The sequence below is a fragment of the Amycolatopsis stemonae genome, assembly GCF_054781455.1.
In genome coordinates this window covers 358,727-375,958 of record NZ_BAAGUJ010000003.1, presented here as the reverse complement: position 1 = coordinate 375,958, position 17,232 = coordinate 358,727, and the positions used below count along the sequence as shown (strand labels likewise).

17 protein-coding genes are annotated in these 17,232 nt (G+C 73.8%); 6 read left to right on the top strand and 11 right to left on the bottom strand.

Annotated features, from left to right (window positions below):
• Nucleotides 1-1,470: an amino acid permease gene (locus ACYVLJ_RS13600; RefSeq protein WP_451973383.1), complete on the bottom strand. Its 1,470-nt coding sequence runs from the start codon at nucleotides 1,468-1,470 to the stop codon at nucleotides 1-3.
• A gap of 169 nt (nucleotides 1,471-1,639) precedes the next feature.
• Here ACYVLJ_RS13600 and ACYVLJ_RS13595 point away from each other — a divergent pair, with 169 nt between their 5' ends.
• Complete coding sequence (locus tag ACYVLJ_RS13595; protein ID WP_460438875.1) at nucleotides 1,640-2,305, top strand: TetR/AcrR family transcriptional regulator; 666 nt, start codon at nucleotides 1,640-1,642, stop codon at nucleotides 2,303-2,305.
• Complete coding sequence (locus tag ACYVLJ_RS13590) at nucleotides 2,302-3,345, top strand: tetratricopeptide repeat protein (RefSeq protein WP_460438874.1); 1,044 nt, start codon at nucleotides 2,302-2,304, stop codon at nucleotides 3,343-3,345. Before ACYVLJ_RS13595 ends, ACYVLJ_RS13590 begins: the two co-directional genes overlap by 4 nt.
• A 12-nt stretch (nucleotides 3,346-3,357) precedes the next feature.
• On the opposite strand, the gene ACYVLJ_RS13585 is transcribed toward ACYVLJ_RS13590, so the two are convergent.
• From ACYVLJ_RS13585 to ACYVLJ_RS13575, 3 genes are all read right to left on the bottom strand, one after another.
• Nucleotides 3,358-4,581: an HRDC domain-containing protein gene (locus tag ACYVLJ_RS13585; protein WP_460439132.1), complete on the bottom strand. Its 1,224-nt coding sequence runs from the start codon at nucleotides 4,579-4,581 to the stop codon at nucleotides 3,358-3,360.
• A gap of 98 nt (nucleotides 4,582-4,679) precedes the next feature.
• Entirely contained in the window at nucleotides 4,680-5,396 is a 717-nt protein-coding gene (locus tag ACYVLJ_RS13580) for a response regulator (RefSeq protein WP_033261886.1), read from the bottom strand.
• Nucleotides 5,397-6,166: 770 nt separating this feature from the next.
• Nucleotides 6,167-6,730, bottom strand: a complete 564-nt coding sequence (locus tag ACYVLJ_RS13575; RefSeq protein WP_451973377.1) for a DUF3000 domain-containing protein — start codon at nucleotides 6,728-6,730, stop codon at nucleotides 6,167-6,169.
• Nucleotides 6,731-6,818: 88 nt separating this feature from the next.
• On the opposite strand from ACYVLJ_RS13575, the gene hemE reads away from it, so the two are divergent.
• Genes hemE through ACYVLJ_RS13555 form a run of 4 tightly spaced genes read left to right on the top strand, consistent with a single transcriptional unit; the run spans nucleotide 6,819 to nucleotide 11,375 of the window.
• Nucleotides 6,819-7,889 carry a uroporphyrinogen decarboxylase gene (gene hemE / locus ACYVLJ_RS13570; protein ID WP_460438873.1) on the top strand — a complete coding sequence of 357 codons (1,071 nt, stop codon included), beginning with the start codon at nucleotides 6,819-6,821 and terminating at the stop codon, nucleotides 7,887-7,889.
• Complete coding sequence (hemG, locus tag ACYVLJ_RS13565) at nucleotides 7,886-9,286, top strand: protoporphyrinogen oxidase (RefSeq protein WP_460438872.1); 1,401 nt, start codon at nucleotides 7,886-7,888, stop codon at nucleotides 9,284-9,286. The genes hemE and hemG overlap by 4 nt, the downstream gene beginning before the upstream one ends.
• Nucleotides 9,287-9,342: 56 nt before the next feature.
• A complete protein-coding gene (hemQ, locus tag ACYVLJ_RS13560; RefSeq protein WP_451973371.1) occupies nucleotides 9,343-10,035 on the top strand; it encodes a hydrogen peroxide-dependent heme synthase in 693 nt (230 codons plus the stop codon).
• On the top strand, nucleotides 10,035-11,375 hold the full coding sequence (locus ACYVLJ_RS13555; protein WP_460438871.1) for a CoA-transferase family III protein: 1,341 nt from the start codon (nucleotides 10,035-10,037) through the stop codon (nucleotides 11,373-11,375). Before hemQ ends, ACYVLJ_RS13555 begins: the two co-directional genes overlap by 1 nt.
• 325 nt (nucleotides 11,376-11,700) lie before the next feature.
• Here the strand turns inward: ACYVLJ_RS13555 and ACYVLJ_RS13550 are convergent, their stop codons facing one another.
• The 7 genes from ACYVLJ_RS13550 to ACYVLJ_RS13520 all read right to left on the bottom strand — a co-directional run bounded on the left by ACYVLJ_RS13550 (nucleotide 11,701) and on the right by ACYVLJ_RS13520 (nucleotide 17,202).
• On the bottom strand, nucleotides 11,701-12,039 hold the full coding sequence (locus ACYVLJ_RS13550; RefSeq protein WP_460438870.1) for a hypothetical protein: 339 nt from the start codon (nucleotides 12,037-12,039) through the stop codon (nucleotides 11,701-11,703).
• The gene (locus ACYVLJ_RS13545) at nucleotides 12,036-12,836 is read right to left on the bottom strand and encodes an MbnB/TglH/ChrH family RiPP precursor modification enzyme (protein ID WP_460438869.1); all 801 of its coding nucleotides are present in this window, start codon (nucleotides 12,834-12,836) and stop codon (nucleotides 12,036-12,038) included. The genes ACYVLJ_RS13550 and ACYVLJ_RS13545 overlap by 4 nt, the downstream gene beginning before the upstream one ends.
• Nucleotides 12,829-13,728, bottom strand: coding sequence for a TIGR04222 domain-containing membrane protein (locus ACYVLJ_RS13540; RefSeq protein ID WP_460438868.1), 900 nt, complete (start codon nucleotides 13,726-13,728; stop codon nucleotides 12,829-12,831). Before ACYVLJ_RS13540 ends, ACYVLJ_RS13545 begins: the two co-directional genes overlap by 8 nt.
• Nucleotides 13,729-13,794: 66 nt before the next feature.
• Nucleotides 13,795-14,703, bottom strand: a complete 909-nt coding sequence (locus tag ACYVLJ_RS13535; protein ID WP_460438867.1) for a TIGR04222 domain-containing membrane protein — start codon at nucleotides 14,701-14,703, stop codon at nucleotides 13,795-13,797.
• Nucleotides 14,704-14,793: 90 nt separating this feature from the next.
• Nucleotides 14,794-15,216: a peptide-methionine (R)-S-oxide reductase MsrB gene (gene msrB, locus ACYVLJ_RS13530; protein ID WP_451973359.1), complete on the bottom strand. Its 423-nt coding sequence runs from the start codon at nucleotides 15,214-15,216 to the stop codon at nucleotides 14,794-14,796.
• A 19-nt stretch (nucleotides 15,217-15,235) separates the two neighbouring features.
• A complete protein-coding gene (locus ACYVLJ_RS13525; RefSeq protein ID WP_451973357.1) occupies nucleotides 15,236-15,541 on the bottom strand; it encodes a hypothetical protein in 306 nt (101 codons plus the stop codon).
• Nucleotides 15,542-15,594: 53 nt separating this feature from the next.
• The gene (locus ACYVLJ_RS13520; RefSeq protein ID WP_460438866.1) at nucleotides 15,595-17,202 is read right to left on the bottom strand and encodes a serine/threonine-protein kinase; all 1,608 of its coding nucleotides are present in this window, start codon (nucleotides 17,200-17,202) and stop codon (nucleotides 15,595-15,597) included.
• Nucleotides 17,203-17,232: the final 30 nt, after the last annotated feature.

Sequence of the window (17,232 nt, the reverse complement as noted above, 5' to 3'; positions counted from 1 at the left end):
TCAGATCGCGGGTTCGAGGGCGGGAGCGGGGCGCAGCCGCAGCCAGCAGAGCCAGCCGATCACCAGTGCGCCGCCGACGAACTCTATCGGGAACAGGAGCATCCAGGGGGAGCCCGAACCGGACAGGTCGTAGATCTCCGGGCGCGGCCACGCGATGTCGACGATCATCGCGATCCCGTAGAGGACGGCTGCCCCGTTCACTGGAACACCCCACCGCCCCAGGGAGAACCGGCCGGGCTCGGCGGGGAACCGCCCGCGGAGCCGGTTCACGAGCAACGGGCCGGTGACCAGCAGGTACGCCAGGTAGACGACGACCACGGACGTCCCGGTGACGGTGCTGAACAGGGTCGGGTTGCCGACGTTGAGCAGCAGCAGCGCGATCGCGAGCCCGCCGGACAGCAGCGCGGGCGCGACCGGCGTCCCGGTGCGCGGATTCACCGACGAAAGTCGGGTGGACGCGGGGAGCGCGCCGTCGCGGGCCATGGCGTAGACCAGCCGGACGGTGCCGGTCTGGATGGTCAGCGTGCAGACCACGACGGCGATCGCGACGTCGGCGAGGAAGACGCGGCCCAGGGTGTCGCCGAAGACGGCCGTGATCACGTACGGCAGGCCGTGGCCGGCGAGCTGCCCGTCGGTCAGGCTCGGCGCGGCCATCAGCGCGGTGACGACCACGGCGAGCCCGCCGATCCCGGACACCAGCACGGCCCGCAGCACGGCGCGGGGAGCGGTGCGCCGCGGGTTCTTCGTCTCCTCCGCGACCGACGCGGCGGTGTCGAAGCCGTAGAGGACGTAGGCGGCCATGAGCGCCGAGGCGAGTACGCCGCCGACGCCGGCCCCCGTGCCCGGCGCGTCGTGCAGCACCACCTGCGGGCCCCGGACGGCGAACAGCCCGAGCCCGGTGATGAGCACGACGACCCCGAGCAGTTCGGCCGCGACCCCGACGTCGTTGATCCGCGCCATCAGCCGGACCCCGCCGGCGTTGACCGCGGTGGTGAAGAAGAGCAGGAGCGTGCCGAGGAGGACGGCGTTCGCCGCGCCGCTCGGGGTCGTCACCGACGGGTCGCCGCCGACGAGCTGGAAGCCGTCCCACACCGAAGGCAGGACCACCTGCAGCGCGATCGCCGCGGCCGCCAGGGCGACGACGCAGCCGAGCAGCATCATCCAGCCGGCGAGCCAGCCGAGGAAGCCGCGGGTGAGCTGTTTCGCCCACTGGTAGACGGATCCGGCGAGCGGGTAGCGCGCGGCGAGCTCGGCGAAGGTGAGGGCGACGAGCAGCTGGCCGGCGAGGACGGCCGGCCACGTCCAGAAGAAGAGCGGGCCGCCGAAGGTGTAGCCGAAGCCGAAGAGCTGGAAGACGGTCGTGAGGATCGAGACGAACGAGAAGCCGGCGGCGAAGGCGGAGAACCCGCCCAGCGACCGGCGGAGCTCCTGGCGGTAACCGAAGGCGGCGAGATCGTCGGGCATGCGCACTCCTTTTTTCGGTCGCTTGACAGAAATTAGGGCCGCGCCGGGACTGCCCGATCTCCGGCGCGTTAGGAGCTCGTTAACGGCCGGGCCGACCGGACGTCAACGGCGACATGTGGGGGTAACCGCACCGCGGAGTACGTGCCCGGGCCGCCGACCTGGCAAGATCACGGCCGTGGTGAAAGCGGGGGTCGGCAGGCCCAGAGCGAGTGGCGCGGCGGCCAACCGGCCGGACGCGCGCCAGGCCGTCCTCGACGCGGCGGGCGAGCTGTTCACGGGAGCCGGCTACGCGGCGACGACGACCCGCGCGATCGCCGAGCGCGCGGGCCTGCGGCAGGCGTCGCTCTACTACCACTTCCCGGCGAAGGAAGACATCCTCGCGGCGCTGCTGGCCGAGACGGTCCGCCCGTCCCTGGCCCTGGCGGCGCGCCTGGTGGCGGAATCGGCGCCGGTCGCGGTCCGCCTGTGGGCGCTGGCGTACGCGGACATCGGCCTCCTCGGCGGCGCGCGGCACAACCTGGGCGCGCTGTACCTGCTGCCGGAGGTGGCCTCCCCGAACCTGGCCCGCTTCCGCGCCGAGCGCGCCGACCTGAAGGCGGCTTACGGCCGCCTGGTGGCGGCTTCCGGCGTCGAGCCGTCGTCGGTCCCGATCCGCACGGACCTGGTGTTCGGCCTGGTGGAGAGCATCGCGGTGATCCGCCGCGACGACCCGGAGCTGGACGTTGAGGCCCACGTCCGCGAGGGCGCGGACGGCGTGGTCCGGCTGGTCGGGCTGCCGGAGCCGACGGACGGCCTGCGGGCCGAGGCCCACACCCTGCTGGCGACGCTCACCGGGGCATGACGACGCCGGCGCAGCTGCGCGAGGAGGTCAAGCGGCTGCGCGCGAAGCTGGCACGGCAGCGCCGCGGGGACAGCACGGCCGCACTGGACCTGCGGCGCCGGATCGGGGACCGGCTCGCCGCGTTGCGGGACCAGGGCGCGGAGGCGTGGTTGCGCGAGCTCGCCGCCGACCAGGCCCGCGTGCTGGGCCCGCGGCACGGCACGACGCTGGAGTCCTGGTACCTCGTCGCCACCTGCTGCTCGGCGGCCGGCCGGGTGGACGAGGCGCTGGCCCTGTTCGCCGAGGTGCGCGCCGCCCTGGTCTACGTCAGGGGCGCGGACCACGACTCGGTGGCCCGCTGTGATGCGGGCGCGGCGGCCGCCCTGCTGCGCGCGGGCCGCTACGCGGCGGCGATCGAGGTCTACCGCACGCTCGGCGACGGGTTCCGGATCGCGATCGCCCAGCTTCTGGTGCAGCTGGGCCGGTTCGACGAGGCGGAGCAGCTGCTGCGGCAGCTGCCGGACGGGCAGCCGGCCGATTTCGTCCGCAAGACGATCCAGGCGGAGCTGGGTGCGCCCGGCCCGCTGCTCAGAGCCGCGCACGAGCTGGTCGACGCGGCCGGCGACGGCGGTGCCGGATCCGCGGGACAGGCGTGGGTGGCCTACGCGTTCCTGCTCTCCGGCCGGCTGGAGGAAGCGGTGTCGGCGGCGGAAAAGCTGCTGGCCGCCCGCCTGGCGCACCCCGGCCCGGAGGACCCGGCGACGTGGGACGCCCGGCTGCTGCTCGCCCGCGCCCTGGTGGAGACCGACCGGACGGCGGATGCGGACCACTACGCGCGGGCCGCGCTGGCGTCGGCGCCTTGGCCGCCGGGGCATCCGCAGCTGGTGCGCGCCCTGGCCACGGTGGCGCGGGTCCACTTCCGCCGCGGGGAGTGGGCGGATGCGGTGCAGGCCTACGAATACGCGGTCGAGGGGTTCGAAGAGGTGCTGGGAGCGGAGCACCCGGAGACGCGCAAGGCGGTGGCCGGGCTTGGCTCGGCCCGGGAAGCGGCGCGAGGCTGAGCGCCCGGCCGTTCAGGAAGCCGTGCTCTGCAGGGCCTTGCTCAACGCCGTGGCGGTCAGCTCGATCTGCCACGGCCGCGCGCCTCCGGCACGCAGCACCGCGGCCACCGAGTCCTCGTCGGTCTCCGCCGGGGGGCGCCAGCACGTGCGGCGGACCAGGTCCGGCAGCAGCAGGTTCTCCACCGGCAGCCGGCGGTCCTCGGCGATCGCCGCCAGCGCCGCGCGCGCCGCCGAGAGGCGGGCGGCCGCGTCCGGGTCCTTGTCCGCCCAGCGGTTCACCGGGGGCGGGCCGTCCGTCGGCTGGGATGCGGCCGGCAGTTCGGAAGACGGCAGCGCCCGGGCCGCCTGGAGGTGGCGGAGCCAGCTCGCCGTGTACTTGCGCTGGACCCGGCCGCTGAACACCGGGAGCGCCTGGAGCTCCTCGACCGTCTTCGGGTCGGCCGTCACCGCGTTGATGATCGCGCTGTCCGGCAGGATCCGGCTCGGTGCGCGGTCGCGTTTGCGGGCCAGCTCGTCGCGGGCCTGCCACAGCTCGCGGACCGCCGCCAGGCCGCGGGGGCTGCGGATCTTGTGCACACCCGACGTCCGGCGCCACGGCTCGGCCCGCGGGGCGGGCGGCGGCGCCAGCCGGACGTTCTCGAACTCCTGCTGCGCCCACTCCAGCTTGCCCTGGGCGCCCAGCTCCGCTTCCAGCTTTTCGCGCAGCTGGACGAGCAGCTCGACGTCGAGGGCCGCGTAGTTGAGCCAGTCGACCGGCAGCGGCCGCTTCGACCAGTCCGCCGCGGAGTGCCCCTTCTCGAGGGTGTAGCCCAGCAGCAGCTCGACGAGCGTCCCGAGCGCGACGCGTTCGTAGCCCGCCAGCCGGCCGGCCAGCTCGGTGTCGAACAGCGCCGCCGGGTGCAGGCCCAGCTCGGCGAGGCAGGGGAGGTCCTGGGAGGCGGCGTGCAGCACCCACTCCAGGGAGTTGAGGACTTCGCGCAGCGGGGCGAGGTCGTCGGCCAGCGCGATCGGGTCGATCAGCACCGTGCCGGAACCCTCGCGGCGCAGCTGCACGAGGTAGGCCTTGGGCCAGTAGCGGTAGCCGGACGCGCGTTCGGTGTCGACGGCGACCGCGCCGCTGCCGGCGGCCAGCCGCGCACAGGCTTCCGCCAGCGCGACCGGATCGGCGACCACCGGGGGCGTGCCCTCGGCGGGTTCGCGTAGCAGCACAGGGCCGCCCGTGGACTCGATCTCCATCCCGGTGTCCTCGGCCTCTGCACTTCCCATAGCTGACGACCCTACGGGACGGGCGTACCGCGCCTGGTCCGCCCGCCCCGCAGGGAGGTTCGCCTTTGTCAGCGGATCACGCCGGCCCGCATGGCCAGCGCCACCATCTGCGCCCGGTCACCCGTGCCGAGCTTGCGCCCGATCCGGGAGAGGTGGGACTTGACGGTGAGGGCGGAGAGCGAAAGCTCCTCGCCGATCTCCTTGTTGGACTGCCCGTCGGCGACCAGCTGGAGCACCTCCACCTCACGAGCGGACAGCTCGCGCGGGGTGTTGTCGGTGCCCGCGACGCGGGTCCCGGTGGCCAGCACCGGAGCCACGCTCGGGTCGGCGTACACGCCGCCCTCGAGCACGCGCCGCACGCCGTCGGTCACGACGACCGGCGACGCGGACTTCAGCAGGTACGCCTGGGCGCCGGCCTGGAAGGCCGACCGCACCGCGTACGGATCGTCCGAGGACGCGAGGACCACCACGCGCGGCCAGCCGTGGCTACGGAGTTCCGTAACCAGCTCGATGCCGCTGCCGTCGGGCAGCCCGAGATCGAGGATCGCCAGGTCACAAGGCCCGGTGGCCTGTGCTCGCGCCCTCGCCTCGGCCACCGTGGCGGCCTCGTGGACGGTGCCCGCACCCATCTGTGCGAGTCTTGCTGCGATTGCCTCCCTCAACAGCGGGTGGTCGTCGACCACCAATACCGAAAAGAGCTCTTCCCGCGGGTGCGGAACCATGCTCGCCGGCAACGCGCCGGCTGGCGTGGATCGGACGGCCTGAGAAATGCCGACGGTAGCCACGTCACTACCTCCCTGGAGTCGGTCGTGCCCCCCGACCGGCACCGGGACCTTCGGCCGTTCAGCCGCGCCAGCTTTAGACCGAAAGTGGTGTCGTCGAAGGCACTGTAGCCGCCCGGAGCCCTTCGCGGGGGGATCGAATGGGTATCTATCTCAAACGAACAGTCACGCAGGGCTGTCGGAGTAACACGATCGGGCTAGTACACGGCCGGTTGCTAACGGATAGCCCAGCGAACACGATGCAAAGAAGTTACCGGCGCCCAAATGGCCGTGCAGATGAGCCGTGCAGCTTCCGGTGCGCGTAGTGACGAGGGGCCGGATGGGGGTCTCCGCGGGGTGGAATGTGGCTCCGGCCGGGGCATGATCAACTTTGCGGCGGGGTGCTCGCGCGGGCTCCGGACGCGCGGAATCGTGACTGTCCGTGTCGTCCGGCGGTGATCTCCGGAGCCGTCACGGCAAGTTGATCTTGTTGCGGTGTGTGACTGCGCTGCGTCACGAACGGGGCACTCTCGCGGACGTGAAACGGCCTCAGGAACGCCGGAGGCGGCTCGCCGGGGTCGCCCGTCGTCCGGGCGGTCCGGCGGGCGTGGAGCGGCGCTCAGCGACCGACCGGGGGTTCCCGATGGGTTGGACGGCGTTCAGCGGACGTGAGAATTGCTCACATTCCAACAAGGTGCCCCGGTGAGCGACGCGGCCGGTCGGCCGCCGTTGCCGATTCGTTGCCGACGATCGCCCGAACGCCACCGCCCCGACCACTCACGACAGCCGGGGAGTCAGGAACTCTGGCGCTGCCCGAAGAGGGTCACGCCGACCGGCGGCAGGCCCACGACGCTGGCCATGACCTGGCAGAACGCCTGCCCGTGCGGCAGCAGGCCGGCGTCCGTCGGGGTCCAGGACGCCCGCAGCTCCAGGTCGTCCGTCCGCGCCGGGCCGGAGATGTCGCCGAAGCGGGCCGAAGACGTCTCGGTGACCGTGCCGCCCAGGGCCGTCCAGCTCGCTCCGGACACTTCGAGGGCGTCGGTGAGCCACGACCAGCCGACCGCCGGCAGGAACGGGTCGGTCGCCAGTTCGCGGTCCAGCTCCGCGCGCACGTACATGACCAGCCGCAGGACGCCGTCCCAGCCTTCCTGGCCGTCCGGGTCGTGCAGCAGGACCAGCCGGCCCGAAGCCAGCACGTCCGCGGGCCCGGAGACCTCGCAGCTGACCGCGTACGACCACGGCGCGAGCCGCTGCGGTGCGCGCATCGGCTCCAGCAGCACCTCCCGGCGGGGCCGGACGGACTGCAGCGCCGAAACTGCTTCGCGGAAGAGTTCGGGCACTGGCGTCATCGCGGTCACGCATCGACTTTAGGGCGGGCACGCCCCGTTGCGGGCGCAGGCGCGCCGAGGGAAGGGCCCTCCCGGGCACGTGGCACGATTGACGGCGATGTCACCGACCACGCCCCTGCCGCAGCAAGCCGCCCCGTCCGGCCGCCGCGAGCTGCCCGAAGCCCCGTTCCTGGCCGCCGCGCGCGGCGAACGCCCGGCCCGCACGCCGGTCTGGTTCATGCGCCAGGCCGGGCGTTCCCTGCCCGAGTACCGCGCGCTGCGCGAGGGCGTGCCGATGCTCGACGCCTGCTTCGACCCCGAGATGCTCGCCGAGATCACGCTGCAGCCCGTCCGCCGCCACGGCGTCGACGCGGCGATCCTGTTCAGCGACATCGTCGTGCCGCTCAAGGCCGCGGGGGTGGACATCGACATCGTCCCCGGCACCGGCCCGGTGGTCGCGACGCCGGTGCGCGACCCGGCCGCCGTGAAGGCGCTGCCCGAGCTGGCCGCCGAGCAGGTCTCGAAGGTCGCCGAGGGCGTCGGGCTCCTGGTCGAGCGGCTCGGCGAGACGCCGCTGATCGGCTTCGCCGGCGCGCCGTTCACCCTGGCCAGCTACCTCATCGAGGGCGGGCCGAGCCGCAACCACGAGCACACCAAGGCCCTGATGCACTCGGAGCCGGCGCTCTGGCACGAGCTGGCCGGGAAGCTCGCGGACACCGCGCTGACCTTCCTGCGTGCCCAGCTCGACGCGGGTGTCGACGCCGTCCAGCTGTTCGACTCCTGGGCCGGCGCGCTGTCCGAGCGGGACTACCGCGAGTTCGTCCTGCCGCACTCGGCGAAGGTCCTGGCGGGTGTCGCGGAGTACGGCGTGCCGCGGATCCACTTCGGCGTCGGCACCGGCGAGCTGCTGGCCGCGATGCGCGACGCGGGCGCGGACGTCGTCGGCGTCGACTGGCGCATCCCCCTCGACGAAGCCGTGCGCCGCCTGGGCGGCCACGCGGTCGTCCAGGGCAACCTCGACCCGGCGCTGCTCCACGCGTCGTGGCCGGTGCTCGAGGCCGAGGTCCGCCGGATCGTCGACGAAGGCAAAGCGGCCGACGGCCACATCTTCAACCTGGGCCACGGCGTGCTGCCGGGCGTCGAACCCGAGGTGCTGACCCGCGTGGTCGGGCTGGTGCACGGGCTGTGACGCGCGTCGCGGTCGTCGGCGGCGGTCTCTCCGGGCTGACCGCGGCGTACCGGCTGCGGCGCCTGCTCGGCCCCGGCGCCGAGATCGTCGTGTTCGAGAAGACCAAGACCCCCGGCGGCAAGCTGCGGACGGCCGAGCTGGCCGGCGTGCCCTACGACGTCGGCGCGGAGGCGTTCCTCGTCCGCCGTCCCGAGATGCTCGGGCTGGTCCGCGAGCTGGGCCTCGACGTCGTGCACCCGACCCAGGCCCGCGCCAAGATCCACGCCGGCGGCGGTGTCACCGGGCTGCCACCGGGCACCGTGATGGGCGTCCCGGCCTCGGCCGAATCGGTGGCCGGGGTGCTGTCGGAGGCGGGACGGCGGGCCGTCGAGGCCGAGCCGTCGCTGCCCGAGCTGCGGCTGCCGGGCGGCGACCTGCCGCTGGGGGCGCTGCTGCGCGAACGCTTCGGCGACGAGCTGGTCGACCGGCTCGTCGACCCGCTGCTCGGCGGCGTCTACGCGGGGGGCGCGGACGGCCTCGGCCTGCGCGCGACCATGCCGGGCCTGGCCGCGGCGGTGGCCGCGGGAGCCGGTTCGCTGACGGCGGCGGCCGCGGCGCAGCTGCCCGCGAACCCGTCGACGGCACCCGTGTTCGGCACCGTTCCGGGCGGCCTGGGCACGGTGATCGACCGGCTCACCGAGCGGTCCGGCGCCGACCTGCGCACCGGGCTGCCGGTCTGCGACGTCGAACGCCTCGGCGCCGGCTGGCGGCTGCGCATCGGCGCGGCGCCGACCGCGCACGCGCCCGCGGACAACACGATCGAGGCCGACGCGGTCGTGCTCGCGGTGCCGGCGCCCTCGGCCCGGCGGCTGCTCGCCGAGCTGGTGCCCGCCGCGTCGGTGGCGTTCGGCGAGGTCGAGCTGGCCTCGATGGCCGTGGTCGCGCTGGCGCTCCCGCCCGGCACGCGGCTGCCGGAGGCGTCCGGGATCCTGATCGGCCACGGCGAACGCGACGCTTCGGGCAAGCCGTACGCGGCGAAGGCGTTCACGTTCTCCTCGCGCAAGTGGGCCCACTTCGGGACGGGCCCGGTGCTCGTCCGCGGCTCGGTCGGGCGCTTCGGCGAGCTGGGCGCGTTGCAGGCCGACGACGTCGAGCTGGTCCGGGTGGTCCGCGACGACCTCGCCCGGCTGACCGGGATCACCGCGGCGCCGATCGAGACGCTGGTGACGCGCTGGGGCGGCGGGCTGCCGCAGTACGGCACCGGGCACCTGGAGCGCGTCGAGCGGATCGAGAAAGCCGTCTCGGAAGTGCCCGGGCTGGCCGTCGCCGGGGCGACTCTGCACGGCGTCGGGCTGCCCGCCTGCGTCGCGACGGCGGAGGCCGCCGCGCACCGGATCGCGGCGCACCTCGCTTCGTGAGTGCTCTCACGTGCCCCGTGGCGGCGACGCCGCGGGCGCGGTGACAGGATGGATGCATGGCGCGGGTCAACCACAAAGAGCTCAACGACACCATCCGCTACACCACCTGGTCGGTCTTCCGGATCGAGCCCGGCCGGCTGGGTGAGGACCGCGGGGCCGCGGGCCGCGAGACGACCGAGTTCTTCGACGGTCTCGAGGCCAAGGGTGTCGTCGTCCGGGGTGTCTACGACGTCTCCGCGCTGCGTGCCGACGCCGACTTCATGATCTGGTGGCACGCCGAGGAGATCGAGCAGGTCCAGGCCGCCTACTCCGCCTTCCGCCGCACCCCGCTCGGCCGCGCGGCGACGCCGGTCTGGAGCCAGACCGCCCTGCACCGGCCCGCCGAGTTCAACAAGAGCCACATCCCGGCGTTCCTCGCCGGGGAAGAGGCCCGCAAGTACGTCTGCGTCTACCCGTTCGTGCGCTCCTACGAGTGGTACCTGCTGCCGGACGACGAGCGCCGCAAGATGCTCGCCGACCACGGCAAGGAAGCCCGCGACTACCCGGACGTGCGCGCGAACACCGTCGCGTCGTTCGCGCTGGGCGACTACGAGTGGATCCTCGCCTTCGAAGCCGACGAGCTGCACCGGATCGTCGACCTGATGCGCCACCTGCGCGGCACCGAAGCGCGCCGGCACGTGCGCGAGGAGATCCCGTTCTACACCGGCACCCGGGTGCCGCCCGCCGAGCTCGTCGCGGCCCTCCCGTAGTGCGCGAGGCAGTCGAGGGCGTCTGGACCGCCCTCACCGGTTCGCACCCGGGGCCGTTCGAGCTGACCGGAACCGAAGACGTCCTGCCCGGGCCGTACCGGGTGGCCGCGGCGGCTTCCGCGTCGATCGCGGTGGCCACCCTGGCCGCCGCGGAAATGCTGAAGCTGCGCGACATCGACCCCGGCGTCGTCACGGCGGACACCCGCCACGCGGCGGCGGCGTTCCACAGCGAGCAGCTGCTGCGGGTGGACGGCGTCGGTGCCGAGTCGATGTGGGCGCCGCTGTCGGGCAACTACCGCGCGGCCGACGGCTGGGTCCGCCTGCACTGCAACTACCCGCGTCACGAAGCGGCGGTCTGCTGGGGCCTCGGCGTGCCGGGGAGCCGGGAAGCGGTCGCGAAGGCCGTCGCCGGACGCAGTGCGCGGGAGGTCGAGCACGCCGTCGTCTCCGCGGGGGGAGCGGCCGCCGAGCTGCGCTCGCCCGAGGACTGGGCCGCCCACCCGCAGGGCGCCGCCGTGGCTTCGCTGCCGCTGGTGGACCTCGCGCCGGTCGGTGCGGCGCCGAAGCGGACGTTGTTCTACTCGGACCGTCCCCTGGGTGGGGTCCGGGTGCTGGAGCTGACACACGTGCTCGCCGGGCCGGTCGCCGGCCGGGTGCTGGCCGCGCACGGCGCCGACGTCCTGCACGTCGGCGCGGCGCACCTGCCGCGCGTCGAGGCGCTGGTGCGCGACACCGGCCAGGGCAAGCGTTCGGCGTTCGTCGCGCTGGACACCGAGGGCGGCCGCGCGCGGCTGAAGAAGCTGATCAGCCGGGCGGACGTGCTGGTGCAGTCGTTCCGGCCGGGCGCTCTCGAGCGGATCGGCTTCGGCGCGGAGGAGCTGGCCGAGCTGCGGCCGGGCTTGGTGATCGCGGACCTGAGCGCGTACGGCTGGGCAGGCCCGTGGGCGCGGCGCCGCGGGTTCGACAGCCTGGTCCAGATGTCCGACGGCATCGCGTTTTCCCCGGACGGACCATCGCCCCTGCCGGTCCAGGCGCTGGACCACGCGACGGGCTGGCTCGCGGCGGCGGCGATCATGACGGCCCTGCGCCACCAGGTCACCGACGGCGGCACCTGGCGCGCCCGGCTGTCCCTGGCGGGCACCGGCCGGTGGCTGGATTCACTGGGGCGCAAGGATCCCACGGCGTCCGAAGTGGACTACAGCGACCTGCTGGAGGAGGCGGACAGCGGCTACGGCCGGCTGACGCGGGTCCGGATGGCCGGCGGGCTGCCGGGCGCCGAGCCGCACTGGGACTTCGGGACCCGGCTGCCGGGTGTCGACAAGCCGACCTGGAACCCCTGACGCAGCCCCCGCCACTCCCAGAGAGGTGCCCCTATGCGGTTGTCCAGCCGCAGCAGGGGCCTTGTCGGTCGCGGGTGCCGTTTCGGAGCACGGCGTCGAGGACGTCGCAGCGGTGGCGGCCCAGGCAGATGAGGGCGGCGTTGTGTTCCTTGCCCTCGGCGCGTGTGCGGTCGTAGTAGGCCCTGCTGATCGGGTCGGGACGGGGCTCGCGGCCCTCGGTGCCACCAGACCCAGTGACAACCACCCCGGATCATGGGTTCGACCGGGGCGGCCGACAGAACGCCTCATCCGAGCCTGGTTGTCCACAAGGCGGCGCAGTTGTGGACTAACGGCGGCGGAGGCGGGAAACCAGGCTCCGCCGCGGCTTCGGCAGGTGCCCGCGCGCGACCAGCCACGTCACGAACTCGTCCGCGTAGGCCCCGGACCGCTCGGTGTCGCGCTTCGGCCGGGCCGCGTTGAACGCCGTGAACAGCGGCCCGAACCGCTCGCCGAGGGCCTCAGCCAGCTCGGGGCGCTGGTAGGCCAGCACCTTCCCGTGCTTGCGGCGCAACACGTTCGCCTCCACGCGCAGCCGCGACGCGTCGAAGCCGGCCGGCGCCGGGCCGTCCGCCAGCAGCGCCTGCAGCAGCTCCGCCTGCCGGCGGGCCAGCTCCTCGCGGCTCACCCCGTCACCGCCGCCCGCAGGGCCGCCAGCTCCGCGGCCAGCTCGTCGTCGGTCGGGTAGTCGTCGTCGCGCTCCAGGAGCACGCCCGGCGGGTCCGTGCGGCGCCGCAGTTCCGCCAGCAGCGCCAGGACTTCCGGCAGCACCGGGTGGGCGTGCGTGTCGTGGTAGACGCCGTCACGCTCGATGCCGCCCGCCATGTGCACGTACGCCAGCCGTTCCCACGGGATGCCGTCGAGGAACGCCACCGGGTCGGTGCCGATGTTGCGGGCGTTGGCGTACAGGTTGGCGACGTCGATGATCAGCCGGCAGTCCGTGCGTTCGGTGAGCTCGGTCAGGAACTGCTCCTCGGTGAGCTCGGCGTCCGGCCAGTCCAGCACCGCGGCGATGTTCTCCAGCGCCAGCGGGACGTCCACGATGGACTGGGCCAGCCGGACGTTCGCCACCAGCACGTCCAGGGCGTCGCGGGTGCGGGGGAGCGGCATCAGGTGCCCGGAGTCGAGCCCGCCCGCGCGGACGAAGCACACGTGGTCGCTGACCAGCGGCGCGTCCAGCGCCCGCGCCACTTCGGCGAGGTGCTGGACGCGCCCGGTGTCGAGGGGTTCGGCCCCGCCGAGCGACAGCGAGACGGCGTGCGGCAGCACCGGCAGGCCGCGCTTCCGCAGCGCCACGAGCGTCTCCGGCAGGTGGTCGGCGTGCAGGTTCTCGGCGACGACCTCGACCCAGTCGACGCCCGGCAGCCGCGCGATGGACAGGTCCAGCTCGTGCCGCCAGCCGATGCCGATGCCGAGCTCACCCACCGCAGCCCCCTCCACCGCAGCCGCCGCCACCGCACGAAGAGCCGCTGCTGCACGACGAGCTGCTGCAGGACGACCCGCCCGACGACCCGCCGCCGCCGAAGGACGTCACCGGCGGCATCAGGGCCGCGCTCAGCTCCTCGTCCGGGTACATCGCCCAGCCGCCCAGGGCGACCGCGGCCGCGGCCCCGCCGAGGAGCACGCCGCCCGCCAGCATCCCGGCCGGCACCGGCCCGCTCGCCGCGGACCTCGCCTGGCCGAGCAGGCGGTGCCCCGCCGCCGACGGCTGCCGGGCCCCGGTCTTCGACCGCCGGACCGCGGCCACGAGCGTCAGCACGGCCGCGACCACCACCAGGAACACCAGGATCCCGACGGGACGGCCCAGCGAGATGCCGTTGGCCAGCCGGACCACGCCGAGAACCAGCACGGCCAGCTGCAGGACGAGCCCGAACGTCCGCGCCTGCCGCTTCGGGGCCGCCGAGGCCAGCAGCCCCCGCTGCTCGAGGCCGTCCTCCAGGGCACGCATGGTCGCGGAGCCGCGAACCTGCGCGCGGATCGCCGAAGTCGTCTTCAGCTGCGCGACGTCGAAGACCGCCTGCTCCAGCGGCTCGGACGGCCGCGTCCCCGCCTGGCTGATCTGCTTGTAGCTGTTGACGCGCAGCTGCCCGCGGTCCACCAGCGCGGCGATCGCCGTGTCGACGGCCCGGTCGGGGCCGCCGGCGAGGAACGCGAGCTGGTAGACGGTCGGCTGCGGGCCGGGCAGCGCGGAGTCCGCGCGGGCCGCACGGCTGGTCGCGACGCCCGAGACGACGACGCGGACCAGCAGCACGGCGATGAGCAATGCGATGTAGAGGACCACGAAATCCGGTCCGGAGATGCCCCACGGGTCGTCCATCGCCCGTCTCCCCTCAGTGAGTTGCCGTTACCGTAGCTGTGAGACGCACGCGCTCGCGTCGGCGTTTCAACCGCCGCACCCCCCGCCGCCACCGCCTCCGCAGCCGCCGCCCCCGCCACCGCAGGAGCTGCCGCCACCGCCGCACGAGCTGCCGCCGTAGTAGCCGACGGCTGCCCCGCCCCCGGCTCCGGCGAAGCGACTGCGCGGACGGTGGGCGTAGGCCCGCGCCGCCTGCTGCGTGGCCCGGTCGACGGCCAGCCGGACGTCCTTCTCGGGGTGCGCTTCGAAGCCGCCCGCCGCGACCGCGCCGGCCGGCCCCGCGACGAGCGTGCCGGCGCGGCGCGCCTCTTCGGCGGCCGCCCGGCCGGCCGCGGTGGCCTTGGCGGGCGGGGAGTTCCGGGCCTTGACGGTCACGGCGACGGCCACCACGACGCCGACCGCGAGCAGGCCGAGCAGGTACCCCACCGGGTGCCCGGTGCTCGCCCCGGCGATCAGCCGGACCACGCCGAAGACCACCAGCAGCCAGTACGCCACCGCGGTGCTCACCCGGGTCGAGCGGACCTTCCGCGCGTCGGCGAGCAACCCCCGGCCGGTCAGCGCGGTCTCCAGCTCCCGCAGCGCCGGGTGGTCGGCGACGGTCGCGCGCACCCGCTCGACCGAGGAGCCGTGCTTGCCGACCTTGAGCACCGCCGCGCGGCCCAGGTCGTCGGAGGCCGAGCCCTTGACGCGGGAAAGCCGGCCGGTGCCGTCGATCCGGACGGTCTGCTGGTCCAGCAGCCGCGCGATGACGACCTCTCCGGCACGCGTGCGGCCGCCGGTCAGCATCGCGAGCTCTTCGGCCGACTGCGGCGAGACGCCCCGGCGGCCGCGCCGCAGGACGAGCGTGCGCAGCGCGGCGTACAGCGCCGGCAGCACCAGCAGGCCCAGGTAGAGGCCCGCGAAAACCGGTCCGGGAATGCCCCAGGTGTCGGTCATGACTCCGCCCTCCCTCGTCCGTGTGCGGAGACTACGTTCGAGGAAGGGCGGTGGTTGTCGGCTTGAGGTGGATTTAGGCTGCTGGTGTTCTTACGCCTCGGGTACCAGTTTCAGCGAGATCGAGTTGATGCAGTAGCGCTGGTCGGTCGGGGTCGCGTACCCCTCGCCCTCGAAGACGTGCCCGAGGTGGCTGTGGCAGGAGCCGCAGAGCACCTCGATCCGCTTCATGCCCATCGTGCGGTCTTCGCGCAGCAGCACGGCGTCGGAGTCGGCCGGGTCGTAGAACGACGGCCAGCCGCAGTGGCTCTCGAACTTCGTGTCGCTGCGGAACAGCTCGGCACCGCACGCACGGCACTCGTAGACGCCGGTGGTCTTGGTGTCGGTGTACTCACCGGTGAACGGCCGTTCGGTCCCCGCCTGGCGGAGGACGGCGTACTCGTCGGGACTCAGCTGCGTCCGCCACTCCTGCTCGGACTTCACGACGCGCGGGGTCGCGCCGACAACGGGTTTCATACCTTTCACCCGATCCACGTTACGCCGCGAGCCACGCGAGGGCGTGCACCACGATGTCCCATGCGGCGACTATCACCCCGAGCACGATGAGCACCACGATCAGGGCCGACACCCAGTAGCGCAGCCCGCCGAGCCGGTTGCTGGAGTCGGCGAAATCGGCCACGCCGTCCAGCGCGGCCTCGATCGTGTAGTTGGGTCCGCAGCGCTCGATCCGGTCCAGGTGCTCGGCGAACGCCCGTGCTTCGGGGTCGTAGGGGTCCAGGCCGACCAGGTCCTCGTGGAAGCGAGGATTCTGGCCCGGCAGCGAAGCTCCGTCTCCGGCCATGCCTCCACGGTAAGCCATCGGTGGCCCCCAGCCCACCAGCGGCGCGTTAAGTCTCAGAGGCCGGTGTCGGGGTTCGCGTCGAGCTTGGTGTTGCTGTCGATCATCAGCTGCCCGTTCATCAGCACGATGTGGTACGCCCGGCGGGTGCCGTTCAGCTCCATCGTCAGGTTGAGCGAGCCGTCGGCGCCGCTGCCCGCCGCCTTGGCCTGTTTCCAGCCGCTGAGCTCGCCCTTGTGGTCGTTCCAGTAAGCCGTGTACTCGGCCTGCGAGCCGTAGACCGCCTGCGCGGCCGGCGTCAGCATGCTCCAGCCCGCGCCCGGGTTCGGGTAGTAGCTGTCGGTGAGCAGGCGGCCGGCCTGGCCGTAGTCGGTGATCTTGCCTTCGGACGGCGTCTGGCCCAGCTTGGCCGACGCCGGTGCGTCGTCCGAACCAGTGGACTTCGGGGGCGTCTGCCCGGCCGTGGACTGGTTCGGCGACTGCGCGTTCGTGGTGCCGCCGGTGCCGCCGCTGCTCGAGTTGAGCACCAGGAACACGATGACCGCGACCACCACGACCGCGGCACCCGCGCCGGCGAAGATCGCGTACTTGCGCTTGTTGTCCGGCTTCGAAGCGTTCGACGAGTACTGCGGGGCCCTGGCCGACGGCGCGGCCGCGGGCATCGGTCTCGGCGGGGTGTTCGGCGGCGCGGCCGGGGACCGCATCGGCATGAACGCCGCGGTCGGGCGCGGCGGGTTCGACGGCGCCTTGCCCGCGGGCACCGGCGTGCCGACCGGCGGTGACGAGGGGGCGGGCTGGTCGGTGCGCTGCCACGGCGGGCGGTCGCCGCCGTCGGCGGGGGGCTCGGCGGGCTTGCGGCCCCCGACACCCCCGGCCAGCAGCGGCGGCGACGCCGAAGCGCCACCGGGCTCGGTGCGGGCCAGCGCGGCCAGCCGCTCGCGGGCCTCGGCCATCGACGGCCGCTCGCCCGGCTCGCTGCGCAGCAGGCTCATCAGCAGCGCGGTGGCGCCGCCCGCCTGCACCGGCGGGTTGATCTGCCCGTTCGCCGCCGCGTAGAGCAGCGCGAGCTGGTTGGTGGTGTTGCCGTACGGCGTGGTGCCCTCGATCGCCTGGTAGAGGGTCGCGCCGAGGGCGAAGACGTCGGAACTGGGCACCGGGTCGGCGCCGCGCGCCAGCTCGGGCGCCAGGTACGCCGGGGTGCCGCCGATCAGGCCGGTGGCCGTCAGCGTCATGTCGCCGGCCGCGCGCGAGATGCCGAAGTCGGTGATCTTCGCGGTGCCGGTCTCGTCGATGAGGATGTTGCCCGGCTTGACGTCGCGGTGCACGATCCCGGCGCGGTGCGCGGCGACCAGCGCGGAGGCGACCTGCTCGCCGATCCGGGCGACGCGCCCGAGGGGGAGCGTGCCCTCCTCGGCCAGGATGGTCGAGAGGCTCGGCCCGTTCAGGTACTCCATGACCAGGCACGGGTCGCCGTTGTGCTCGGCGATGTCGAACACCACGATCGCGTTCGGGTGCTGGAACCGCGCCGCGTTCTTCGCCTCGCGCATCGCGCGCTGGCGCATGTTGTCGCGTTCGGTCTCGGAGACGCCCGGCTGGGGGAGGATCTGCTTGATCGCGACGGTGCGCTCGAGGCGCACGTCGGTGGCGCGCCACACGACTCCCATGGCACCGCTACCAATGTGCTCGACGAGGCG